The sequence below is a fragment of the Paenibacillus sp. J5 genome (assembly GCF_054955055.1).
In genome coordinates this window covers 349178-373474 of record NZ_JBUEDD010000002.1, presented here as the reverse complement: position 1 = coordinate 373474, position 24297 = coordinate 349178, and the positions used below count along the sequence as shown (strand labels likewise).

General features: G+C 52.6%; 18 protein-coding genes. 14 read left to right on the top strand and 4 right to left on the bottom strand.

Going from position 1 to position 24297, the window contains the following annotated elements:
- Positions 1-7: 7 nt before the first annotated feature.
- On the bottom strand, positions 8-886 hold the full coding sequence (locus tag ACY1JZ_RS04160; RefSeq protein ID WP_270170881.1) for a helix-turn-helix transcriptional regulator: 879 nt from the start codon (positions 884-886) through the stop codon (positions 8-10).
- A 190-nt stretch (positions 887-1076) separates the two neighbouring features.
- On the opposite strand from ACY1JZ_RS04160, the gene ACY1JZ_RS04155 reads away from it, so the two are divergent.
- Together ACY1JZ_RS04155 and ACY1JZ_RS04150 are read left to right on the top strand one after the other, a co-directional pair.
- Positions 1077-2375: an alpha-glucosidase/alpha-galactosidase gene (locus ACY1JZ_RS04155; protein WP_270170882.1), complete on the top strand. Its 1299-nt coding sequence runs from the start codon at positions 1077-1079 to the stop codon at positions 2373-2375.
- 299 nt (positions 2376-2674) lie between these two features.
- Positions 2675-4069, top strand: a complete 1395-nt coding sequence (locus ACY1JZ_RS04150) for an ABC transporter substrate-binding protein (protein WP_462628187.1) — start codon at positions 2675-2677, stop codon at positions 4067-4069.
- Between the two features lie 38 nt (positions 4070-4107).
- On the opposite strand, the gene ACY1JZ_RS04145 is transcribed toward ACY1JZ_RS04150, so the two are convergent.
- Positions 4108-4887 carry an AraC family transcriptional regulator gene (locus ACY1JZ_RS04145; protein ID WP_270170884.1) on the bottom strand — a complete coding sequence of 260 codons (780 nt, stop codon included), beginning with the start codon at positions 4885-4887 and terminating at the stop codon, positions 4108-4110.
- 230 nt (positions 4888-5117) lie between these two features.
- Between ACY1JZ_RS04145 and ACY1JZ_RS04140 the strand changes: the two genes are divergently transcribed.
- The 12 genes from ACY1JZ_RS04140 (at position 5118) to ACY1JZ_RS04085 (ending at position 22020) form a co-directional block, all read left to right on the top strand.
- On the top strand, positions 5118-6599 hold the full coding sequence (locus ACY1JZ_RS04140; protein WP_462628186.1) for a glycoside hydrolase family 43 protein: 1482 nt from the start codon (positions 5118-5120) through the stop codon (positions 6597-6599).
- A gap of 30 nt (positions 6600-6629) precedes the next feature.
- A complete protein-coding gene (locus ACY1JZ_RS04135) occupies positions 6630-8150 on the top strand; it encodes a glycoside hydrolase family 43 protein (protein ID WP_462628185.1) in 1521 nt (506 codons plus the stop codon).
- Positions 8151-8154: 4 nt separating this feature from the next.
- Positions 8155-9168, top strand: coding sequence for an endo-1,4-beta-xylanase (locus ACY1JZ_RS04130; protein WP_462628184.1), 1014 nt, complete (start codon positions 8155-8157; stop codon positions 9166-9168).
- A 103-nt stretch (positions 9169-9271) separates the two neighbouring features.
- Positions 9272-10627 carry an ABC transporter substrate-binding protein gene (locus ACY1JZ_RS04125; RefSeq protein ID WP_462628183.1) on the top strand — a complete coding sequence of 452 codons (1356 nt, stop codon included), beginning with the start codon at positions 9272-9274 and terminating at the stop codon, positions 10625-10627.
- 108 nt (positions 10628-10735) lie between these two features.
- Entirely contained in the window at positions 10736-13600 is a 2865-nt protein-coding gene (locus tag ACY1JZ_RS04120; protein ID WP_462628182.1) for an extracellular solute-binding protein, read from the top strand.
- Positions 13601-13622: 22 nt separating this feature from the next.
- On the top strand, positions 13623-14579 hold the full coding sequence (locus ACY1JZ_RS04115) for a carbohydrate ABC transporter permease (protein WP_270170889.1): 957 nt from the start codon (positions 13623-13625) through the stop codon (positions 14577-14579).
- 62 nt (positions 14580-14641) lie between these two features.
- Positions 14642-15457, top strand: a complete 816-nt coding sequence (locus tag ACY1JZ_RS04110) for a carbohydrate ABC transporter permease (protein ID WP_442954907.1) — start codon at positions 14642-14644, stop codon at positions 15455-15457.
- 16 nt (positions 15458-15473) lie between these two features.
- Positions 15474-16919 carry a hypothetical protein gene (locus ACY1JZ_RS04105; RefSeq protein ID WP_462628181.1) on the top strand — a complete coding sequence of 482 codons (1446 nt, stop codon included), beginning with the start codon at positions 15474-15476 and terminating at the stop codon, positions 16917-16919.
- Positions 16912-17538 (top strand): Yip1 family protein, encoded by a 627-nt coding sequence (locus tag ACY1JZ_RS04100; RefSeq protein ID WP_462628180.1) that lies wholly within the window; start codon positions 16912-16914, stop codon positions 17536-17538. The genes ACY1JZ_RS04105 and ACY1JZ_RS04100 overlap by 8 nt, the downstream gene beginning before the upstream one ends.
- A 16-nt stretch (positions 17539-17554) precedes the next feature.
- Complete coding sequence (locus tag ACY1JZ_RS04095) at positions 17555-20104, top strand: DUF5696 domain-containing protein (protein WP_462628179.1); 2550 nt, start codon at positions 17555-17557, stop codon at positions 20102-20104.
- A gap of 8 nt (positions 20105-20112) precedes the next feature.
- Positions 20113-21012, top strand: coding sequence for a carbohydrate ABC transporter permease (locus ACY1JZ_RS04090; protein WP_270170893.1), 900 nt, complete (start codon positions 20113-20115; stop codon positions 21010-21012).
- Between the two features lie 57 nt (positions 21013-21069).
- Positions 21070-22020: a carbohydrate ABC transporter permease gene (locus ACY1JZ_RS04085; protein ID WP_270170894.1), complete on the top strand. Its 951-nt coding sequence runs from the start codon at positions 21070-21072 to the stop codon at positions 22018-22020.
- Positions 22021-22219: 199 nt separating this feature from the next.
- Here the strand turns inward: ACY1JZ_RS04085 and ACY1JZ_RS04080 are convergent, their stop codons facing one another.
- Positions 22220-23377, bottom strand: a complete 1158-nt coding sequence (locus ACY1JZ_RS04080) for a Gfo/Idh/MocA family protein (protein WP_462628178.1) — start codon at positions 23375-23377, stop codon at positions 22220-22222.
- Between the two features lie 2 nt (positions 23378-23379).
- On the bottom strand, positions 23380-24258 hold the full coding sequence (locus ACY1JZ_RS04075) for a sugar phosphate isomerase/epimerase family protein (protein ID WP_270170896.1): 879 nt from the start codon (positions 24256-24258) through the stop codon (positions 23380-23382).
- Positions 24259-24297 lie beyond the last annotated feature (39 nt).

Genomic DNA, 24297 nt, shown 5'->3' with positions numbered 1-24297 from the left:
GGCGCTGTCATGTCGTCTTGGTGTGCGGCTGCGAGCGCTGCTGTCTTGCATAATCGGAGGGTGTGAATCCGCTCCACTTGCGAAATTGCTTGGAGAAGTAGAGCGCATCATTGTAACCGACGAAGGAGGCGACCTGCTTCACGGACAGCTCGCCCTCCTGCAGCAGTTGAGCCGCACGCTCCATGCGGATGCGCAGCAGGTATTGCATCGGGGAGAGCCCGGTTACCGTGCGGAACATCTTCGACAGGTGCGTGCGGTGATAGCCCAGCGAGCGGGCAATATGATCGATGGACAGCGGCTGGGCATACTGCAATTGGAACCAACTGATGGCCCGACTAATCTGGCGCTCCATGCTGCTGGAACCAGCGGCCTCTGCCTTCAATCGTCCGGTATTGGCAAGACCCAGGCGATGCAGCAGCAACTGCATATAGCCGGATGCCTGCAGATTGCCTAGATGGGGATAGGCAGTCTCCAGCAATGCCTCCTGCAGCAGTCGATAGGCTTCGAGCAGCCGCGCGTCCGGCTCGCTGCGAATGACACAGCATTCGTCTGTTATGCCGATGCTTGTCAGTATATGCTCATCCTCGCTAGAGGAGAAGGCTGCCCATACATATTGCCAGGGCTGAACCGCATCGGCCTCATAGCTGATCTGGCGCCCTGGCATAATTACGAATGTGTCTCCCGCACTACATGTATAACGCTTACCATCTGACTCAAACCAGCCTCGGCCGGCGACGATTGTATGAATCAAGACATGATCATGCGCAGTAGGGCCGATCCGGTGCTTGCCTATCGGCTGGCCCTCTCCGCAGAAAAGCACCGTAATGCCCAACTCCTGCGCGGATGAATTAATACGGACATGATGCCAATCATGCTCAAATACCATGTTCCATTCCTCCTGGATGTCAGTATAGCCTCTTAGAAAGCTATGGAATCAGATAGGATGTCCCGAATAAATTGAACTACAAATCTCCATATCTATCATCCTATATTCCATAGTCGAACGCAAGCTCCCCGCCTATAATAAGGACATCAATACCGCTTGCTAAGCAAGTGAAACAGGAGGAGTACAGACGATGTCCAAAATTACATTTCTAGGTGCAGGCAGCACAATATTTGCCAAAAATGTGTTGGGTGATTGCATTCTGACCCCTGCGTTGCAGGGTTTTGAGCTGGCGCTATATGATATAGACCCGGTGCGTCTTCAGGATTCGGAGCGGGTGCTGAATAATCTGAAGGAAACATCAGGCAGCACCTGTGTTATTAAGTCATATCTCGATCGCAAGGAAGCGCTTCGCGGCGCAAAATATGTGGTGAATGCGATTCAGGTGGGCGGATATGATCCGTGTACGATCACGGACTTCGAGATTCCCAAAAAATATAACCTGCGCCAAACGATTGCCGACACGGTAGGCATCGGCGGTATCTTCCGCAATCTGCGCACGATCCCGGTCATGCTGGATTTTGCTGCGGATATGCGTGAGGTGTGTCCAGATGCCTGGTTCCTGAACTACACCAACCCGATGGCAGTGTTGACCAATGTCATGAATACGTATGGCGGCGTAAAGACAGTTGGCTTATGCCATAGCGTGCAGGTGTGCGTGCCGCATCTGTTTGAAGCATTAGGATTGGAGCAGGAGGGCGTGCAGGCGAAGATTGCAGGCATCAACCATATGGCCTGGCTGCTGGAGGTCACTAAGGATGGCAAGGATCTGTATCCGGAGATTAAGCGCAGAGCGGCTGAGAAGCAGAAGGAAAAGCATGATGACATGGTTCGGTTTGAGATGATGCTGCGCTTTGGCTATTATATTACAGAATCCTCCGAGCACAATGCCGAGTACCATCCGTATTTCATCAAGCGTAATTACCCGGAGCTGATCGAGCGCTACAATATTCCGCTTGACGAGTATCCGCGTCGTTGCATCGAGCAGATCAAGGGCTGGGAGGGAATGCGTGAGCAACTGCTCAACAGCCATAATCTGGAGCATACGCGCTCGCATGAATACGCATCGTATATTTTCGAGGCGATGGAGACCGATGTTCCGTTCAAGATTGGCGGCAATGTTATGAATAACGGGTTGATTCCGAATCTTCCGAAGGAAGCCTGTGTAGAGGTGCCGTGTATTGTTGACCGCAGCGGAGTCACACCGACCTATGTCGGGAATTTGCCTGCGCAATGCGCGGCTCTGAACCGGACGAATATCAATACACAACTGCTCACGATCGAGGCGGCGATGACACGCAAGAAGGAACACATCTACCACGCGGCGATGCTGGACCCGCATACCTCGGCAGAGCTGTCTATGGATGACATCAAGTCGATGTGCGACGATCTGATTGAAGCGCATGGCGATTGGTTGCCTGCCTATAACTAGGCTTGCCGTTTCCGATATAGTCGTTAGCCAGAGTGTCTCCGGAGAGCCTCCATTGGTCTCCGGGGATGCGCTGGCTTTTTTTGATTCCCATTACTCATCTTAATATGGGAATAATTATCTTGTATAATTACAAAATATGTTTAGATCCTCTATGGTTACATGGTCAGGATGGGTATTATAATTCAATCTATGATGGCTGCTTCGTCCTGCTAGCGGTCACGGAAGCTGCCAATCATCAGAGTTGATCCGAAATGAAAGCGCTACATTTTTGTGGCAATACTGTGTGGGGGGAATAGACAATGCGTATTCGAAGAATAACATTACTGGTGGCGTGCTGCCTCATGCTCGCGATTGCATCTGCATGCAGCGGTGGCAGTGGAGGAGCTGGCGGCAATGAAGCGCCGAACAAAGCTGGCGGAGGACAAAATGAGGGTGCCGCTAATGCGAATTCGCAGCCCGCGCAGACGGAGGCGACGAAGGAGACTCCCGCAAAACGAGAGATGGATTTTGATCTGGGCGGCAAAACGATCAAGCTCGTATCCTGGTATGACGAGTCGATCAAGGGGGAGGACCCCGACAGTCTTCAGATGCAGGAAAACCTGAAGGCGCTGATGGAGAAGCATAACTTCAATCTTGAGTATGTCATTGTCGATTACGGTGAGATCGCGGATAAAGTAAGCGCTTCACTCATAGCAGGCGACCCGATCGGAGATATTATTCGGATGGCCAGACCATGGATGATTCCTTCGCTGACGAAGCAGGGACTGTTCTGGCCGTTAGATGAGTACGTCACAAATGAGAACGCTTTCCGTCTGCAATACACCAAGACGATGTCCGAATATGAAGGTAAAGGTTATGGCTTCCGAATCGGTGGAGAGGGTGCGGCATCGGGTATTGTTTATAACCGTACACTAATGAACGAGCTGGGCTTGAAGCCGTTGCAGCAGTATGTGGATGAAGGGAACTGGACGTGGGACACGTTCATTGAAGTGGCGAAGCAGGCCAATCGGGACACGAATAATGATGGCAAGATCGATACATGGGGATTGTCCACCGATTCGCTGTTGCCGCAGGCGCTTGCAGCCAACGATGCGGCACTGGTGCGTGACGGCAAACAGATGCTGGAGGACCCAAGGACACTCGAAACGCTTAATTTCTTATCCAAGCTCGCCACAGAGAAAATCAGCAGACCAACCGAGGGCGGGGACTGGCAGGAGCCAACACAGTTCTTCCTGCAGGGCAATACGCTGATGAATCCGGGGCAGGATTACACCTTTAATGAATGGCAGACGGAGATGAAGGATTTCGAGCTGGGCTTCGTGCCCTTCCCGCAGGGGCCAAGTGCAGATGGCTATCGGACCTTCCTGACGATTCCGAATTATTATACGATTCCCAGAAGTGTGGAAAACCCGGAGCAGCTTGTCTACATTATGGAAAAAATCTATGACATCGAATCATTTTACGACTACCGCCAGCAAGCGGCATACGAGACCTTCTTCAGCAAGGAAGAGGATCTGAACAACGCCTTGATAGCATCGAAAGTCATCAATATTGTGGAGCAGGATGCCTATTACCCGAGCATGCCATACTATGAGTTTCTAGGGGAGATCCGGGAGGGCGTATCCATCTCGACTGTGATCGAGAAGTATAAGCCGGCGTTCCAGTCGGCTATCGACGAGGTATGGGGAAAATAAGGCTGCGCAGAGGGGGACGCAAGTCCCCCTCTATCTCCTCAGCCTCTGGCAGCAGAGGGTGGATAGCCCTTCATCGCCTTGAACAGGTTGCTGAAATATGAAATATCCTGAAATCCGCAACGTTCTGCCGTTTCTGTGACAGTGAAGTCGCCGGAGGAGAGCATCATCTCCGCATTATTAATACGGATGCGATTGATGTACTCCTTGCAGGAGGAGCCGGTGTGCTGCTTGAATAGCTTCCCGAGATAGACAGGGTGAAGACCGACGCGCGCAGCCAGCTTGCCGATCGTGATGCTATCTGCGTAGTGATCAGCTATATAATTCATCACCTTTTTGATGCGAGGATCGACCGGTGCCGCAGACTGGCGGTAGTAGTTGGTGAGCAGACGATAGATGATGGACTGCAGCAACGCTCGTGCCTGAATCATATAGAAGGGCTGCTGGTTCATCCAGACATGCTTGAATTCGCGGATGTGATCGAGAATCTCCTTCGTAATCAGGTTCTTCGTCACCATGCCAAATGGCAGGTGTATAGAGTTGTGAGGCTCATTCCAATAAAAATTAAAAGGGTAAGATTTCATGGGATTGTCCTTGAACGTGTGAGCTTCCCGCGTAGAGCCGCTCGGGATGTAGATCAGATCGCCTGCCTCTACGGTATATTTGACTTCATTAACAAAATAGTTGGCTTTGCCCGCAATAACAAAGGTAAGATCATGAAACGAGTTCTGGTTCTTTGTAATGACCCAATCTGGAAAGCAATTTCTTTCTGTGAACAGGAAAACATTAGGAACTAGATAGTTATACTTATCGGTATCCATGACGATCCCCTCCGTGTAAGTTAATCCTATCATAAAGAGTCATGTGATCGTTAGCAAGCGCTTCACTTGGCAAAGAATAGGCAAAAAAATCAAAAACGGAAGGTTGCCTGACACAAAAAAAATCAGGTACACTATAAAATGAACGCGGGTTCATGTTCTGCGATGCGCTCAATAGAGTGGCTGATTACGCAGTCTTGAGCAGTTTACGCTGGAGGAGGCTATGAGATACCATGAATGATTCAGAGAGCAGAACAGGTGCAGAGATTCACACCGACAGGCAGGCTCCGCCAGCACAGCCGCTTGGCAAGCTGCCTCGTTGCGGTAATCCGCTCAGCGCTCATAAATTTGGAGCGGACCCCTATGCGCTCGTCTATCAGGATCGAGTATATCTGTACATGACGCATGATGTGCTGGTATATGACGATGAGGGCAATGTGAGAGATAATCATTACGGTTCCATTCGTCATCTATCCGTTATCTCCTCAAGCGATCTGGCGAACTGGACGGATCATGGAGAGATCGCTGTGGCAGGGTCGCAGGGCGCGGCTACTTGGGCATCACAATCATGGGCGCCGGCTGCTGTCCATAAGGTCATAGAGGGAAGAGATCAATTTTTCCTGTATTTTGCCAATAATGCCACCAGTATCGGTGTGCTGACAAGCGACAGCCCTCTGGGGCCCTGGGTCGACCCGATCGGTAAACCACTCCTAACCCGTGATACCCCTGGTGTGGAGAACGTCGTCTGGCTGTTTGACCCGGCCGTACTCGTCGATGAGGATGGCCAGGGTTATATTTACTTCGGTGGCGGTGTCCCCAAGGGTCAGCATGAGCAGCCGCGAACGGCGCGGGTCATGAGGCTCGGGGAGGATATGACGAGCGTCATCGGTGAAGCGGCCGTTATCGATGCGCCGTATATGTTCGAGGACGGCGGCATTCATAAGTATCGGGATGTTTATTATTATACGTATTGCACCAACTTCCTGGGTCAAGAGCGGCCGGAGGGCAGCCCTGGCGCAGGCGAGATTGCTTATATGACCAGCAGCAGCCCGATGGGGCCATGGACATATGAGGGGACGATACTGAGGAACCCGGCGCACTTCTTCGGCATCGGGGGCAATAATCATCATGCGATCTTCCAATTTCAGAATCAGTGGTATATTGCTTATCATGCCCAGACATTATCCAAGGCAATGGGGGTGGAGAGAGGCTACCGCTCGACCCATCTGAATCAGATATTCTTTGATGATAATGGCAAGCTTCAGGATGTTCAGGCTGATTATACAGGGGTGCCTCAGTTGCAGGCGTATGATCCTTACCAACAGGTGAGAGCGGTTACTTTTGCCTGGAGCGCTGGTGTGAGAACACGTCCACTCGCGGGAGAACCAGGGTATCAACTGGCGTTAACCAATATCCAGGCAGGTCACTGGATTGCACTCTCCCAGGTCGACTGTGGGGCAGATGAGACGGCAACGTTCACGGCGGCGGTATCAAATATAAGTGCAGATTGCCGTATCGAGCTGCGCCTGGATCATGTGGAGGGCGAGCTTGCAGGCGTCTTGGCGCTCAAGCCGCTTGATCAGGGTACAAAGTGGTCGACCTATAGCACACTGCTGTCCGGGATTCAGGGCGTTCATGACCTGTATCTTGTCTTCCAGGGAGAGTCGGATACATCGTTATTGGATATAAAATATTGGCAATTATCCCAGGTTTAGAATAGTAATAAAGCATAAGGAGCACAAGCCATGAATACAACAACGATTAGAAACCCGATTATGTGGTCTGATGTACCGGATGTAAGTGTGATTCGGGTCGGAGAATGGTTCTACATGGTCAGCACCAGCATGCATATGATGCCGGGCTGTCCAATCATGAAATCTCCGAACCTGAAGGATTGGGAGCTCGCAGGCTATGTGTTCGACACATTGGAGGACAATGATGCCCATCAACTGCTGGACGGCAAGGGCATCTACAGCCGCGGCTCATGGGCGGCCAGCCTGCGCTATCATGAGGGAATCTTCTATGTCTGCTTCTCCAGTCTGGATGTCAGTCGCTTCTATGTATACAAGACGCGGGATATAGAGCGGGGGCCGTGGGAGAGGCATGTCATCGACAGGCTGCTTCATGACCCGGCATTGCTGTTTGACAACGGGCGTGTCTTCGTATTCTATGGCAATGGCGACATCCGTATCGCTGAATTGACCTCAGATGCCACAGCGCTGAGGGAGGACGGCATCCACCAACTGTTGCTGGAGACCGGACGGGAAGGGCTTACTCTTCGTTGCGAAGGCTGCCACGCTTATAGGATGAATGGATATTATTATCTGTTCTTCATCGATTGGCCGAGTGTCGGACATCGCCGCCGCCGAGTGCTCTGCTACCGTTCACGCGAGCTGCTGGGGCCTTATGAACACCGAGTCGTACTGGACGATGACATGGGCTACATGAATCAGGGCGTGGCCCAAGGCGGTATTGTGGATACGCCTGGGGGCGAGTGGTTCGCTGTCTTGTTTCAGGATCATCATGCAGTTGGAAGGATTCCGTATGTTGTGCCGGTTACCTGGCAGGACGATTGGCCTGTCTTCGGTACAGACGGCAAGGTGCCGGAGGAATTCACGGTATCCTTGCCGCAGAGCAGCCATCCTGCAAGCCCGCTCGTCATCAGCGATGGCTTCGATTACACCGAGAACAAGCTGGCGCTGAATTGGCAATGGAACCATAACCCGGATCATGAGCACTGGTCGGTAACGGAGCGTAGCGGATGGCTGCGACTGACCGCAGGCACCCCCGCCACGGGCATCCTGCATGCCAGAAATACGCTGACCCAGCGGACGGAGGGCCCGGCTTGCAGTGCCGAGACTCTGTTGGATACATCCGGCATGCAGCTACATAGCTATGCGGGCATCGTAGCGCTGCAGTATCATTTCGGCGCGATAGGTGTCCAGGTTGCCGATAATGGCGAGCGCTATGTGGTGATGACCGTCAATGGCGGCGACGGGGCGGAGTTAATCGTAGAGAAGCTGCCGTATCTACAGAAGTCCATTTACTTGAAGGTGTCGTTCGACTTCAGGGAAAGCAGAGATATTGCCGAGTTTTTCTATTCCTCTGACCGCGAGGAATGGAGACCGATCGGTGAACCGCTGCAATTGAAGTATACGCTGGATCACTTCATGGGAACACGTATAGGTCTATTTCATTACGAAAAGGAGTCGTCGGGCGGTCATGCCGACTTTGATTTCTTCGATTACGACAGGCTGGAGGGATAAGAGAATGACGAACCAATCTGAGGTATTGCCGCAGCTAAGAGAAGCCTACAAGGATTATTTTATGATTGGAGCCGCTGTCAATAAGTGGAGCATCGAGGCGGAGGCCTCGTTGCTGACGGAGCATTATAACAGCTTGACAGCGGAGAATGAGATGAAGTTTGAGCGGCTGCATCCACAGGAGCAGCAATATGATTTTGAAGTTCCAGATAAAATGATAGCGTTTACCAAGGAGCATGGAATGAGCATGCGCGGTCATACCTTAGTCTGGCATAACCAGACGCCAGCATGGGTATTTCAGGGGGATTCGGGCCATCCGGCGGACCCGCAGACCCTGCTTATGCGGATGAAATCCCATATTCATACCGTAGCTGGACGCTATACCGGACAACTGTATGCCTGGGATGTCGTTAATGAAGCAGTGTCAGACAAGGAAGAAGAATTTCTGCGGCCTTCGCCATGGCTGGACATATTGGGCGAGAGCTTCTTTGCCAGGGCATTCGAGTATGCGCATGAGGCAGACCCCAAGGCCCAACTGTTCTACAATGATTACAATGAGTGCGTGCCGGAGAAGCGAGAGAAGATCTATAAACTGGTTAAGTCCTTGAAGGAGCGCGGCGCACCGATCCATGGCGTGGGGCTGCAAGCGCACTGGAATCTCGATTTCCCGTCGACAGATGATATTCGCAGAGCCATTGAACGGTATGCGAGCCTCGATATGCTGCTTCATGTAACCGAGCTGGATGTATCCATGTTCGCTCATGATGATACTCGCACAGATCTGACCGCCCCGACTGAGGCGATGCTGGAGAAGCAGGCCGAGCGCTATACACAGATTTTCTCCTTGTTCAAGGAATATAGCGCGCATATCAAGTCGGTCACGTTCTGGGGGGTTAGCGATCGTTACACATGGCTGGATGGTTTCCCGGTCAGAGGGCGCAAGAACTGGCCGTTAGTCTTTGATGTCGAGCAGCAGCCCAAGCAATCGTTCTGGAACCTGATTGACGTGGCTCGTTCTTAGCTAGACAGCGAGGTCATTCACTGGCAGGAGGCTAGCTTCCGGTAGAGCGGCACCCTGCCGGGAGCTGACGACTGTAATCATTGAACGTAAAGGGGAGAGTTGTATGAGAAGAAGACTGATTTCATGGATAAGCTTGTTCGTTCTGATCTTCATGGCTGCCTGCTCCAACGGCGGGAATGTAGAGCCAGCAACGCAGACGCCGCAGCCGAGCAACACGGTGAGCGAATCGGAAGCCGAGGTCAAGGAGGAAGCAGAAGCAACGCCGGAGATGGACTTTGATCTGGGTGGCAAAACGATCCGCATCGTATCCTGGTACGATATGACGATCCCGGAGGAGAATCCAGATGACATCAAAAGAAAAGAGAATCTGGAAGCGTTGATGGCCAAACATAACTTCAAAGTCGAGTATATTACGATCGACTGGTTCGAGTATACCGAGAAGGTCTCCTCCTCACTGCTGGCCGGGGAGCCGATAGGCGAGCTGATCCGCTATGCAAGGCCATGGGGCATTCCTTCGCTCGTGAAGCAGAATCTGTTCTGGGAAATGGATGATCTGGTTACCAATTGGGATGTGTTCAATCCGGTCTATGCGAAGACCTTTGCAGAATACAACGGAAAATCCTATGGCTTCGAGACAGGCACGCTGGGCTCGAACGGCATTTATTATAACCGCACGCTGATGAATGAGCTGGGAATGAAGCCGCTACAGGAGTATGTCGATGAGGATAATTGGAACTGGGAAACCTTCATTAAGGTTGCCAAGGAAGCGAACAGAGACACGAATAATGACGGCACCGTCGATACGTGGGGACTTGCAGGCGGAGGGTTGATCACGCAGGCACTGGCCGCCAATGAGACGGACCTGGTGGCCGGGAACAAGCAGAACCTGGATGACCCTAAAGTCGTTGAGGCGATGGAGTTTATTAGCAAGATTGGGGTAGAGAAGATTGCTCGTCCTACAGAGGGCGGCGATTGGACGGAGCCAGGCCAGTTCTTCCGTCAAGGCAACACGCTGATGATATTTGGCGCAGATTGGGAGAAGCCGGTATACAGTAATGATATGAAGGACTATGATGTGGGCTTTGTGCCATTCCCGAAAGGACCAAGCGCGAAGGAGGGGTATCACGGGGTGGATGGAACCGTCAGCTTCATGATGATCCCCAAGGCGATCACGAATCCAGAGCAACTGGTGTATATCTGGGAGAAAATCCATGATATTGAATCCATCTACGAATACTCCCATCAAGCGCTGTATGAATCCTGGTTTGATAATGAAGAAGACATCAAAAATGTCCGACTGGCGCAAGCAGGCATGAGGACAACTGACCATAACACGTATCCTACGATGGAGTTTTACCCGTTCCAGGGCGAGCTGCTCTCAGGGGTATCGGTATCGACCATTATTGAGAAGTACAAACCGCAGTTTCAATCGGCAATCGATGAAGTATGGAATAACTAAGTCAGTTCGGGCGGAAAGCCAACAATAATGTAAACGCTACATCTGTAATTAATGTTTGTCTAATCAATGTTTGACGTTGTAAGGAAGAGAGAAGGAGGGGGAGAGGAATTGAAGGCTGGCTTAAAAAAAACGGGCATTGCGATCATCATTGCCGCTCTTGTTGTCACTCTCTGGAATGTCATCCCTTCCCGGCAGTCCAGTCGCATGCCCGCACAGGCATCGGCGGATTATGTGGCGGCGGCAAGCGTGGTCAAGGAAGGCGGCTATGATGAATATCGGCAGGCGCATGCTGACGCAGCGAAGCCGCAGCGCACCATACGTATTGAGGGCGAGGATTTCGTTGAGGCGACGGGTGGACAGTTTCGTATCGAGGAGGGCTACCATGGCCTCGCTGGAAAGGCTGTATTAACGCCAGATACAGGTACGATCCGCTGGGAAGCGCCGATCGAAGAAGCAGGCCTCTATCAGATCCGCATCCACTATTATCCTATGGAAGGGAAGAGCTCCGCGATTGAACGGTCTTTGTCAATTAATGGAAAGGTACCGTTCAAGGGAGCAGAGCTGCTGATGTTCGAGCGTGTCTGGGATAACCGCGAGGATCAGATCCGCCAGGATGACCGAGGCAATGACCTCAGGCCAAGACAGGTGGAGCGGCCGAGATGGCTGATGACCTCATTCTCGGACAGCGATTGGTATTATGAAGAGCCGTATTCCTTCTACCTGGAGCGTGGTAAGCCGTCCATCGCTCTGACTGCACTGCGCGAGCCGATGGCTATCGATTATATCGAGCTGTATCAGGAGCCGGAGCTGAGGACGTATGAGCAGATGAAAGCGGAATACGATGCGAAGGGACTTCAGCCGACAAGCAAACAATATATTCAAGTTCAGGGCGAGGCGGCCAATGGCAAGTCCTCTCCGACGCTCTACCCGGTATCCGATCGATCCAGTCCATCTGTCGATCCTTATCATGTCTCCAAGATCAGGATGAATGCGATCGGAGGTACGAACTGGAAGCTTCCGGGACAATGGATTGAATGGGAAATTGACGTTCCTGAGGAGGGGCTGTACCAGATCGCCCTGAAGCGCAAGCAGGATCAGTTGAGGGGCGTCTATGCTACTCGCAGCCTGATGATTGACGGAGAATACCCGTTTCAAGAGATGAAGCGTATCCGCTTTCAGTATAATCCGCAATGGCAGATGGATGTGCTTGGTGGCGAAGAGCCCTATCTGTTCCATCTAACTGAGGGCACCCATCGCCTGCGTCTAACCGTGATGCTGGGCGATATTGCGCCACTGCTGCGCACGATTGAATCCAGTGTGCTGCAGCTCAACGATGTGTATCGGAAAATCCTGATGATTACCTCCAACAACCCTGATCCGATGCGTGATTATCAGTTGGAGAAGCGGATTCCAGAGATGACGGAAGTATTCAGCGAGCAGGCGGATATTATCCAGTCGGTTGCAGATCATCTCGTGCAGGTGACGGGCGAGCAGAGCGACAAGGTGGCGCCATTGCTGTCCGCGGTCGTGCAGCTCAAGGACATGGCGGCGAACCCGGAGACAGTATCCAAGCGGCTGAAGACGTATAAGCTCAATGTGGGCGGTCTCGGAACCTGGATGCTTACGGTGCGCGAGCAGCCGTTGACGCTCGATTACCTTGTCGTCTCGTCCACAGATATGCCGCTGCCGGACGCTGGCTCGACCTTTGTAGACAAGGCCAAGCATGAGATTGGGTCTTACATTGCCTCGTATACCGAGGATTACAACAGTCTGGGCAATATGGAGCAGAAGGATCGCTCCATTAATGTCTGGATTACGACAGGCCGCGATCAGGCTCAGGTGCTGAAGGCGATGATCGATGAGACGTTTACGCCAGAGACGAACATCTCGGTACGACTAAAGCTCGTGCAGCCCAATATTCTGCTCCCCGCTACGCTGGCGGGCGAAGGGCCTGATGCGGCGATGCAGATGACGGAGGACGTGCCGGTCAACTATGCGATGCGAGGAGCAGCCGCCGATCTGACACAGTTCCCGGACTTCGAGGAGGTGGCGGAGCGATTCCGCGACAGTGCGCTAGAGCCTTATCGCTATGATGGGGGTGTGTATGCGCTGCCAGAGCAGCAATCCTTCCCGATGCTGTTCTATCGGAAGGATGTGCTGGAGGAGCTCAATCTGTCCGTGCCTAAGACATGGGATGAGGTCTACAATATGATCTCGGTGCTGCAAAAGCATAACATGGAATTTTGGCTGCCGGTCGAGCCGACAGGAACGTTCGCCATGCTGCTGTATCAGAACGATGGCGAATTCTATACCGCAGATCACAAGCACAGCGCGCTAGACTCGGAAACCTCGATTGAGATGTTCCGTCGCTGGACGCAATTCTACACGAACTATAAGTTCCCATTGATCGCTGACTTCCCTAACCGCTTCAGGACGGGCGAGATGCCGATCGGTATTGCAGACTACACCACCTACAATATGTTGACGGTGTTTGCGCCAGAGATTAAGGGGCTATGGGACTTTACGATTGTGCCGGGCATGGTCAAGGAGGATGGTACAATCCGCCATGATGTCGCCAGCACGACCTCTAATGTGCTGATGCTGGAGAATGCCAAAGACAAGGCTTCGGTGTGGGAATTCATGAAATGGTGGACCTCGCGCGACGTGCAGATTCAGTTCGGGCGGGAGATGGAGGCGCTGATGGGTGAGGCGGCGCGCTATCCGACGGCGAATATCGAAGCGTTGGAGGAGCTGCCTTGGCCGAAGAAGGACTACGACAATCTGAATAAGCAGTGGAGCTGGGTCGAAGGCATTCCGCAGGTTCCGGGCGGTTACTTTACCGCAAGGCATGTGGATAATGCATTCCGTAAAGTTGTGAATCTCGGGGAGCATCACCGTGAGGCGCTGCTAGATTACGTCATTTACATTAATGATGAGATTGCGATCAAACGGAAGGAATTCAAATTACCTTAACTTATGGGAGGGGTGGAACCTAGTGCGCGCAGAAACGACCAGTCAAGAGCTTGCGCTCCCGGCCCATACGAGCAAGCGCTCCCGCTGGGCGACGCTCAAGAGTGAGCTGTATCGCCATCGGCATCATTATATTTTGATGAGTCCGTATATGATTCTGTTCTTTTTTTTCACTGTCATTCCGGTAGCCGTCTCGTTCTTCCTCAGCTTCTTCTACTTCAATATGCTGGAGATGCCGAGATTTGTCGGATGGGATAACTATGCAAGGCTGTTTCTGAACGATGATGTGTTTATGATTGCCTTGCGCAATACCTTTTTCTTTGCCGTCATTACCGGCCCTGTCAGCTATGTGGCCTGCTTTATCTTCGCCTGGATTATTAACGAGCTATCACCAAAAGTGCGGGCATTTATGACCTTGGTGTTCTATGCCCCGTCCATCTCTGGCAATGTGTTCTTTATCTGGCTCGTCATATTCTCCGGCGACAGCTATGGTTATCTGAATGGCTTCCTGATGCAGATCGGCATCCTGCTGGAGCCTATACAATGGCTGCAGGATGAGCGTTATGTACTGATGATCGTGATCATCGTGCAACTGTGGCTGAGCCTTGGTACCAGCTTCCTGGCCTTTATCGCAGGCTTGCAGACCATAGACAAGTCGATCGTGGAGGCAGGGGCTGTAGACGGGATCAAGAACCGCTGGCAGGAGCTGTGGTTCATCACCTTGCCATCGATGCGACCACAACTGATGTTTGGCGCTGTCATGCAGATTACGGCTGCCTTTGCGGTAGCCGACATCGCAGTGGCGCTGGCTGGATTTCCGAGCGTCAACTATTCAGCCCATACGATCGTTACCCACCTGATGGATTACGGCACGATCCGCTTTGAGATGGGCTATGCCTCCGCTATAGCGACCGTACTGTTCGCCATCATGGTCGGCACGAACAAGCTTACGCAGAAATTACTGAGAAAGATAGGTGAGTGACGTTGGCTTCCAAAGTATTGTCCAGCTTGCGAATACAGAAGAGAATTAACCGATCCTGGTCGATGAGCTTTCTTCTGTTTCTGTTTTTGGCGGCTTTCGGAGCATTTATGGCGCTGCCGCTTATCTATACCGTGAACAATGCGTTTAAGCCGCTGGATGAGCTCTTTATTTTCCCGCCACGATTTCTTGTATATAACCCGACGATGGACAATTTTTATGACCTGGTTCTGCTGATGAGCAATTCATGGGTGCCGTTCTCCAGATATATCTCCAACACGATATTCATTACGACGGTAGGGACGGTTGGACATATATTGCTGTCATCAGCGGCAGCCTACCCGCTGGCCAAATACAAATTTCCCGGCTCGACCGTACTATTCTCGATTGTTGTGCTGTCCTTGATGTTCTCCCCGCATGTTACGGCTGTTCCGAACTACATGGTAATGTCGGTGCTGGGTTGGATTGATACGCACGCTTCGCTTATTGTGCCGTCGCTGTCCTTTTCACTGGGATTGTTTCTCATGAAGCAATTCATGGAGCAGATTCCGAATGCGCTGCTGGAAGCAGCAAAGATTGACGGCGCATCAGAGTACAGGATCTTCTGGAGCATCGTGATGCCCAACGTGAAGCCGGCGTGGCTGACACTGATGATTCTGCAATTCCCTATGCTGTGGGGCTCGGATGGCGGAAGCTTCATCTACAGTGAAAATCTGAAGACGCTCAACTATGCCTTGGGACAGATTATCCAGGGTGGCATTGCTAGAGCCGGCGTAGGCGCGGCTGTTGCGCTTGTCATCATGGTCGTGCCGATCACACTCTTCCTCATCTCGCAGAGCAGCGTCATACAGACGATGGCTACTTCCGGGATGAAGGACTAGAAGGGAGGCATGAACGATGCAGAACCGTATACGAGGATTCATCTATAGCGTCATTATGGTTAGTTTGCTGGCGGGCGTGCTCATGACCCCCGCGAGTGTTCATGCTTCGGCACCGTCCTATAATTACTCCTATTGGGGAACGACGGTCGCTGCGCCAGCCGCATACCAGGCGAGTCTGCTGGAGAATGGGGAGAAGTCCGGAGCTGGAGCCTTCCAGGAGCCGAGTGATCTGTATGTATCGGATGATCAGGAGGTGTATGTGCTCGATAGTGGCAATAATCGGGTCGTAGTGCTGGATGAACAACTGAAGCTGATTCGTATTATCGATTCCTTCGGGGGAGCCGACCGCTTCAACAAGCCGCAGGGCATCTTCGTCACCGAGGCCAAGCATGTCTATATCGCGGATACCGGCAATCGCCGGGTTGTGCATCTGGATGAGCAGGATCGGCTGGTGAAGATCATCGAGGCGCCGCAATCGGATCTGCTCCAGAGCAGCTTCGTGTTCCAACCGGCCCGGGTGGTGGTCGATAGGGCCAACCGAGTCTATGTGATGGCGATCGGTGTATTCGATGGATTCATGGAGTTTAACGCCGATGGCGAGTTTACGTCATTTATCGGCGCGAACCGGGTGTCCGTCGATCCGGTTGAATATCTATGGAAGCTGCTGTCGACCAGAGAGCAGCGGAGTCAGATGGTGCAGTTCACACCCACTGAATTTACAAGCCTGGATATCGATCGGGAGGGCTTCATCTACGCAACCAATGGCGACTCATGGGGCAACACGGTCAAGAAGCTGAATGCGCAGGGAGCAGACATTCTGCGGCGCGGAGGCTACTTCGATCCCGGTGGAGATATTCGCTACACCAGCTATGACGGCCCGCCGAGGCTGATCGATATTGATGTCACGGATAGCGAGATATACTCTGTACTGGATGCCAAGAAGGGCCGAATCTTCACGTATGATGGCGACGGCTATCTGCTCTATATTTTCGGCGATCTGGGCAACCGGACGGGTGAATTCCATACCCCCGTAGCTATCGAGAGGCTGGGAGACCGGTTCCTGGTGCTCGATCGGGGGCTGGGAGAGATTACAGTTTTTGAGACGACGCAATACGGTCGTGTCCTTAACGATGCCGTGCGAAGCTATTACCAGGGAGACGAGGAGCAAGCGGCGGCCTTGTTCGAGCAAGCGGTCAATATGAACGCCAATCTGGAGTATGCCTATAACGGGCTGGGCAAGGCGGCTCTTCGACAGGGGAATTACAAGCAGGCGGTAGAGTACTTCAACCGCAGCATGGATCGCAAATATTATTCCAAGGCATTCGTGCTATACCGCAAGGAAACGCTTCGCAGTTATTTTCCGACGATCATGACAGGGCTTGTCGTGGGGTCGATCGCTGTGCTTGCACTGCGCAAGATTCTGAAGACGAGAGGGAGAAAGAAGGTCGTGTCCATTGAATAAAGCCTGGCTCAAATTTCCGCTTTACCTGGCTGTTCATCCATATGATGCATATTGGGAATTGAAGTATGAGCTTCGTCAGCAGACGATTCTCCGGACGGCCTTCGTTATTTTGGCACTGTTGGCGATGACGATGATTTTGCAAAATCAGTACAACGGGTTTCTCGTTAATTTTGCCCATCCCCAAGAGCTGAATAGCATTATGGAAATTGTGTTTGTCGTCATACCGGTGCTGTTCTTCAGCATCGCCAACTGGTCGCTGACGACGCTGCTGGATGGCGAGGGCAAGTTTACGGAGATTTTTACCTCCACCTGCTTTGCTCTATTCCCGATCATACTGATTCAGGTGCCGTGGATCGTGCTCAGCAACTTTATTTCACTGGAGGAGGCTTCCTTCTTCTACTTCTCCGGCAGCGTGGCGGCGGCCTGGAGTCTCTATCTGCTGTTCGTCGGCAATATGACCGTCCACCAATTTACACCGATGAAGACGATCTTGACGTTATGCTTGACGGCAGTCGCCATGGCTTTTATGGCGTTCTTATGTTTATTGTTCTTTAGCCTGATTCAACAGATTGTATCCTTTGTGATGACGATCTATCAGGAAATATCATTGCGGAAGTAGAAAGGGGGAAGACGATATGCGGAAATGGAAGATGGTGCTGATCGGTATCGCATTCCTCATACTGGGAGGCATTGCGGCAGGCTGCTCGCGCTCGGTGGAAATGTCCGCAGGGGAGCAGATGACGACGCTCCCGAAGAGCAAGCATCTGCAGGCGGCCTTCACGGATGCTCGCCTCTCCGCAATGAAGGGCATCGTTGACAATGGAAGCCTGAGACTGTTCATCGATGAGACGACGGCGGAGATTGCCGTGGTTGACAAGCGCAGCAGTGAGATCTGGCGCAGCAACCCGGAGGATCGCGAGTCAGATACGATTGCAACGGGAGTCAACCGGGATATGCTATCGGCTCAGTCACGCATCAGTTTTTATAATTCATTGGGTCAGTCCAGCTCGGTTAATACGTTCTCGGACAGCGCCGCACTCGGTCAGGTGGCGTATGAGCCGATTGAGAATGGCATCCGGGTGACCTACCAATTCGGTAAATATGAACCGTCCGTCGATGACATGCCCAAGATGCTGAGCAAGGAGCGGCTGGAGGAGATTACCAGCAAGCTAGAGGCAGGAGGCAAGCGGGCGCTCGTCATCGCCTACCGCGAGGATAAGGAAACCGGATTATACAGCCGCAATGACGGCTCGCTGAAAGGTCTGCAGCTTCAGCGAGCGCTGGAGGCCTTCCGCTTAGCGGGCTATACGGAGGAGGATCTGGAACGGGACATCGCCGAATTGAGTCTGGATCAGACCAGACCGACCCCGCGTATTTTTATGATTTCCATCGAGTATACACTGGATGGGAATACGCTTGTGGCGAAGATTCCGTCAAGTAGTATTCACCATTCGCCGAACTATCCGATTAATCAGGTGACGGTATTGAATTATTTTGGCGCCGGGAGCGCTAAGGAGCAGGGATCGTTATTCGTGCCGGACGGATCGGGCGCTCTCATTCACTTTAATAACGGCAAGTCCACCTATCCGGTCTATCAGCAGGAGGTATACGGACGAGACTTGACCAATGACAAGACGGATTATCTCGTTCGTGATCAGAAGATCCGACTGCCGGTTTTCGGTATTATCAAGGAAAGAGGAGCCTTTCTGGGTGTGATCGAGCAGGGAGCTGCGTCAGCGCTCATCAATGCCGATGTGAACGGCCGCCTGAACAGCTATAACTTTGTGTATCCGACCTTTTACTATAGACATAAGGACGATGTGACGCTCAATGCCGGTTCGCAGCAGCGCTCACTTCCCAAATTCCAGGAGAAGCCGATGGAGACGGATTATGTCGTGCGCTATGCGTTCCTTAGCGGCGATGAGGCCTCCTATGAAGGCATGGCGAGATATTACCAGCGATATTTGGCAGACCGGGAGCTGCTTGCACCACCTGCACCAACTGCCGGGAGCGCAGATGAGAATATCCCGTTCTATCTACAGTTGATCGGCAGCATCAATACACAGAAGCATATGCTTGGTATTCCATACCGCGCGCAACTGCCGTTAACGACATTGGAGGAGGCGCAGACCATCGTCTCCGAGCTGCAGGAACGTCAGATCTCGAATGTTCGCATCCAATATTCGGGATGGTTCAACGGCGGAGTCGGGCAAGCGGTTCCGTCGAAGGTGAAGGTTGACAGCGCCATCGGGGGCGCATCGGGGCTGGAGAGGTTCCGCGCCTTTGCGAAGCAGTCGGGCGTGTCCTTCTTCCCTGATGTAGCCTTGCTGAACTTCTCCAATACGGATGGCCTCAGCACGAGCGGCGATGCTTCACGACGATTAACCGGAGACCCGGCGTACATCTATCCGCTCGATCAGGCATTGAACCGCCGTGACCGCACGCGCACGCCGGCCTATCTGCTATCGCCAGCCAAGCTTGGCAAGGTGACCGAAGGGCTGCTGGGCGGATTGCAGCGCCTTCAGATGGACAGCATCTCGCTGCGCGATCTGGGCGACCAGTTGAATAGCGACTTCCGCAAGGGGAAGACCGTGGATCGGGTCGAGACGGAAGCAGTAGCTACAGCGGCACTGCGCAGCATTCAGTCCTCCGGACTGCGCATCATGGTAGATGGGGGCAATGCCTACGCCCTGCCTTATGCAACGGATGTCACGAATGTGCCGATGTCCAATAGCGGCTTCAAGCTGGAGGATGAGGCGATCCCGTTCTATCAGATGGTGGTGCGGGGATACAGCGACTATACGGGGTCGCCATACAATCTGTCCACATACACGAATCCGAGACAATATCTATTGAAATGTCTGGAGTATGGCGCGCATCCGTATTTCACCTGGACGTATGAGCAGAATGCGGCAGTGAAGGAGACGGAATATGATTATTTCTATTCGGTTCAGTACAAGGAATGGATCGACCTTGCTCAGCAGCTCTATGGTGAAATGAACGAGGTCATGAAGCAGGCGCAGGGCAAGGGAATCGTCTCCCATGAGAAGCTGGCTGACGGTGTATACAAGACGGGATATGAGAATGGCTTCTATGTCATTGTCAACTATAACGCTGCACCTGTAACTGCGGGAGGCGTGACAATCGAAGCCGAAGGCTTCACAACGGGTGGTGAGCGATCCTGAAAACGGTAATGAAGACGACGAAAAGACGCAGAACCTATGAGCAGCAAAAAGCGCTTTGGGGATTGGTCTATGTACTGCCCTGGCTGATCGGCTTCTCCCTGTTCTTCCTGATTCCATTAATTAATTCCTTGCGTTATAGCTTGAGCACGGTTCAGAGCACCGAAGAGGGGCTCACTGTCGAATACATCGGCCTAGCCAACTATATCGAAGCGCTGACGGTGAATACGAACTTTAATCGGGCATTGACCGAATCGATCCTGAATATGGTTGTGAATGTTCCGCTCATCGTCATTTTCAGCCTGTTCCTGGCTGTGCTGCTGAACCAGCATTTCTTTGGGCGATCGGCAGCCAGAGCGATCTTCTTCCTGCCGGTAATCCTGGCTTCGGGCGTGATTGCTTCGCTGGAGACGAACAGCCTGATCGAGGCGGTGAATGCCGAAAATCAGGGAGGGCGGTTCTTGAATGCCCTGGGTACCTTCGAGCTGGAACGGATGATGGTACGCGCAGGCGTCAGCGATTGGATCGTCACCTATCTGACAGGGGCGGTTGATCGCATCTATGAAATTGTCAGCAAGTCCGGCGTGCAGCTCCTGATCTTCCTTGCAGGCATTCAGACCATCTCTCCGCAGCTCTACGAGGCATCCAAGATCGAAGGAGCTACCGGCTATGAGGCGTTCTGGAAGATTACGTTCCCGATGGTCAGCCCGCTTATTTTGGTCAATGTCATCTATACGGTCATTGATTCGTTCGCCAGCAATTCGACGACGACTCTCATACGAACGACAGGCTTCTCAAGCTTTAACTTCGGATTAAGCTCTGCGATGGCATGGATCTACTTCCTGGCAGTAGCGTTAATCTTGGCAGTCAGCAGCTATATTATATCGAAGCGGGTGTTCTACTATGACTGACAACGCAGGGATACGCTGTGGCCCAAGCGGGCTTGGGGAAGGGGGAGGGGGAGGCATATGTTGACATTTGTGAAAACCCATCTGCTATCGCTGAACAATTGGAAGGGATGGCTGTGGTCCATGGTTCGCTTTGTGCTCATTACCGGGCTGTCCTTTGTCATTATCTTTCCGATCTTGAAGAAAATATCGGTAGCCATCAAGGACAGATCCGATCTGTATTCGCCAGTTGTGGTCTGGATTCCGGAGAATTTTTCCTGGGCGAATTTCAGCAATGCGATTAAGTTCATGGATTATTGGAAGACGCTGCTAAATACATTTTCTTTGTCGGGAACGACCACTATACTGACGGTGATCGCCTGCGCGCTGGCAGGGTATGGATTTGCGAGGCTGAAGTTCAAGGGGAGCAATCTGCTGTTCGGATGCGTCATCCTGACGATTCTGGTACCGCCGACGACGATACTGATCCCGATGTATCTCAATCTGAAGGATTTCACCCTGTTCGGCATCATTCCGCTGATTACCGGCAAACCGGTGAATTTGCTCAATACGTATTGGCCGTTCATCTTAACCTCGGCCACGGCGATGTCGTTCAAGGCAGGCTTGTTCATCTTCATCTTCCGGCAGTTCTTCCGGGGCATCCCGAAGGAAGTGGAGGAGGCGGCGTATGTGGACGGGGCTAATGTGACCAAGACCTTCACCCGCATCATGCTGCCGAACTCGCTGCCATCCATCCTGACGGTCAGTCTGTTCTCATTCGTCTGGCAATGGAATGACAGCTTCTATACGACGACTTATCTGACCTCAAGCAAGGTAATGGCTACACAGCTCTCGTCCTTGCCCTATAATTTGCAGCGGCTGCAAAATGGCGGCTCGGCGGAGGATCCGTTCTACCTGAGCATGGTACAGGATACAGGGATTCTGCTGGCTATTCTGCCGCTAATTATCATTTATCTGTTCGTTCAGCGTCATTTTGTAGAGAGCGTGGAGCGGACGGGAATCGTAGGGTAACAGCAGCAAGCTGGATTGCTGCGGTCTCCATAGTGTACTCATCGCAGGGGAGAACTACCTGATACTTGCGGTGATTGTGATGGGGGGATGGTTAGGACCGTCGATGGCTGGATCGACATGAACAAGAGGCGGTGCCAGGGTGTTGACCACCCTGCACCGCCTCTCTTCGATAGAAGAAGTATCCGTCACCCATGTAATCTTAATGGGTTCCCGTCACATCAAGCGCAATGTTCGCTGCGTCCTTATGGAAGGTAGAGGCCGCGATCCTGTCCTGGAGCTTCGTGTAGAACAGCTCCTCATCCAGCGGCAGCTCTGCCCAGTCATCTGTCCAGGCGGAGAGGTGCATTGCATTGGAGAGAGTCAAGCCGTGAATTCCCTCGATACCGGGAGCGATGAGTTCCGTTCCATTCCGAATCGCCTCTACCCAGTTTCTCATAATCCCCAGATGCTGTGAGTTATCTCCATAGGCGGGGATGTCGCATTTCCAGCATTCCGGGCTGCCGAATCCGCCTTTGAATTCCCGGTTGAATTGGCTCTCGGGCACACGGAGTCTCCAGAAGGTGAGCTTGTTGTCCTCGATGACAATTTTGCCGCGATCCCCGGTGACCTCCAGCCGGTTCGTGCCTGGCGCTTCGCCTGTTGTCGTGACGAACAGTCCGGTGGCGCCATTGTCATATTCCACATACGCTGTAACGTCGTCCTCCACCTCAATATTGCGATATTTGCCAAAAGACATGAAGGCCCGCACCCGCTTGGGCATCCCGCACATCCATTGCCACAGATCGAGCTGATGCGGATCCTGGTTGAGCAGCACGCCGCCGCCTTCTCCAGCCCAGGTGGCGCGCCAGCTACCGGAATCATAATAGCTCTGTGGCCGGTACCAATTCGTAATAATCCAGATCGAACGCTTCAACTCGCCAAGCTCTCCTGAGTCAATCAAGTCCTTGAGCTTGCGGTACAGCGGATTGGTGCGCTGATTGTACATAATGGCGAATACTTTGCCACTCTTCAGAGCGACCGCATTCATCTCGGCTACTGCCTTGGTGTAGACGCCTGCCGGCTTCTCAATCAACGTATGAAGACCTTGCTGGAGAGCTTCGATTGCCAGCGTCGGGTGATCATAATGCGGCGTGGCGATTAATACGGCATCCACAGTCCCCGAGCGGAGCAGCTCCCCAGGCTGATCGAATCGCGCGATGTGCTCCCCCAGATGCTGCTGCGCCCATTCCAGTCTCTCAGGACGCACATCGCATACAGCGGTCAGCTCGGCATGAGCCACCTTGCCCGCCATGAGCTCTCTGGCATGAGCGGAGCCCATGCTGCCGATGCCGATGATACCGATTCGTACATGGTTCATATTCAAGCCTCCTCCCGGTGATGCTCATCCTGTATTTCGCTTAGCAGCTTCTTGATCGCGTGTACAGCCACAGCGAACCGCTTGGCAGATCCCTCTGGCAGCGCGTACCCTGGAGAATCCGCTTCCAATCTGGAGAAATCCGAATAGGACCACAGATGCGGCTCCAGGGACAGGAAGCCATCGTAACCGCTTGCGGATAGTCGCTGCAATATTTCTCTGACATGGCCGTCGCCGTCCCCGGCTGGCACGACGGAGCCGTTCGTGCGCAGGGCGTCCTTAACATGGATATAGGCAATATGCTTCTCCAGCAGCTCATACGCGTCAGGGTAATTGACGACGCCGCATTGGACGAAGTTGGCGAAGTCGAAGATGAGCTGCACCTGATCGCTCTGCAGTGATTGCACAAGATCAAGACAGCGTTCGGGGGTGTCGCCGTAGATGCCATGCTCATTCTCATGCAGCAGCACCAATCCACTGCCCGCTGCCGCCTGGACGAATTGGCTCCAGCGAGCGATCACCTCATCACGATAGTCTTCCGGGGCCTCTCCCTTGGGAATATAAAAGCTGAACATACGGATATAACGGCACTCCAGCAGCCTTGCGAGCTCTACAGTATGCTTGAACTGTTCAAGATGAGGCCCGAATTCGTCCGTGATGCCAATCTTGCCTGTAGGGGAGCCTAAGGCGGATAGCCTGAAGCCTCTTGCATCCAGAGCGCGCTTAATTTCTCTGGCTTCGTCTAATGTGTAGTCTACAATCAGCCTGCCGCCCACCCCGCGCATTTCAATATGCTTGATGCCGTGCTGTTCCAATACATCCATCTGAGTGTTCAGATCGGTATCGATCTCATCTGCGAAAGCGGATAATATAAATCGACTCATAGCATCCCTCTTCTCCTCATATTCATGTTGGGTTCCATT

Coding starts and splice junctions, on each gene's coding strand:
- ACY1JZ_RS04135 (WP_462628185.1), top strand. CDS start 6,630: ATGAATACAACAACGATTAGAAACCCGATTATGTGGTCTGATGTACCG.
- ACY1JZ_RS04145 (WP_270170884.1), bottom strand. CDS start 4,887: ATGGATACCGATAAGTATAACTATCTAGTTCCTAATGTTTTCCTGTTC.
- ACY1JZ_RS04075 (WP_270170896.1), bottom strand. CDS start 24,258: ATGAGTCGATTTATATTATCCGCTTTCGCAGATGAGATCGATACCGAT.
- ACY1JZ_RS04110 (WP_442954907.1), top strand. CDS start 14,642: ATGAGCTTTCTTCTGTTTCTGTTTTTGGCGGCTTTCGGAGCATTTATG.
- ACY1JZ_RS04160 (WP_270170881.1), bottom strand. CDS start 886: ATGGTATTTGAGCATGATTGGCATCATGTCCGTATTAATTCATCCGCG.
- ACY1JZ_RS04095 (WP_462628179.1), top strand. CDS start 17,555: ATGCGGAAATGGAAGATGGTGCTGATCGGTATCGCATTCCTCATACTG.
- ACY1JZ_RS04150 (WP_462628187.1), top strand. CDS start 2,675: ATGCGTATTCGAAGAATAACATTACTGGTGGCGTGCTGCCTCATGCTC.
- ACY1JZ_RS04085 (WP_270170894.1), top strand. CDS start 21,070: ATGTTGACATTTGTGAAAACCCATCTGCTATCGCTGAACAATTGGAAG.
- ACY1JZ_RS04090 (WP_270170893.1), top strand. CDS start 20,113: ATGAAGACGACGAAAAGACGCAGAACCTATGAGCAGCAAAAAGCGCTT.
- ACY1JZ_RS04130 (WP_462628184.1), top strand. CDS start 8,155: ATGACGAACCAATCTGAGGTATTGCCGCAGCTAAGAGAAGCCTACAAG.
- ACY1JZ_RS04155 (WP_270170882.1), top strand. CDS start 1,077: ATGTCCAAAATTACATTTCTAGGTGCAGGCAGCACAATATTTGCCAAA.
- ACY1JZ_RS04140 (WP_462628186.1), top strand. CDS start 5,118: ATGAATGATTCAGAGAGCAGAACAGGTGCAGAGATTCACACCGACAGG.
- ACY1JZ_RS04080 (WP_462628178.1), bottom strand. CDS start 23,377: ATGAACCATGTACGAATCGGTATCATCGGCATCGGCAGCATGGGCTCC.
- ACY1JZ_RS04105 (WP_462628181.1), top strand. CDS start 15,474: ATGCAGAACCGTATACGAGGATTCATCTATAGCGTCATTATGGTTAGT.
- ACY1JZ_RS04125 (WP_462628183.1), top strand. CDS start 9,272: ATGAGAAGAAGACTGATTTCATGGATAAGCTTGTTCGTTCTGATCTTC.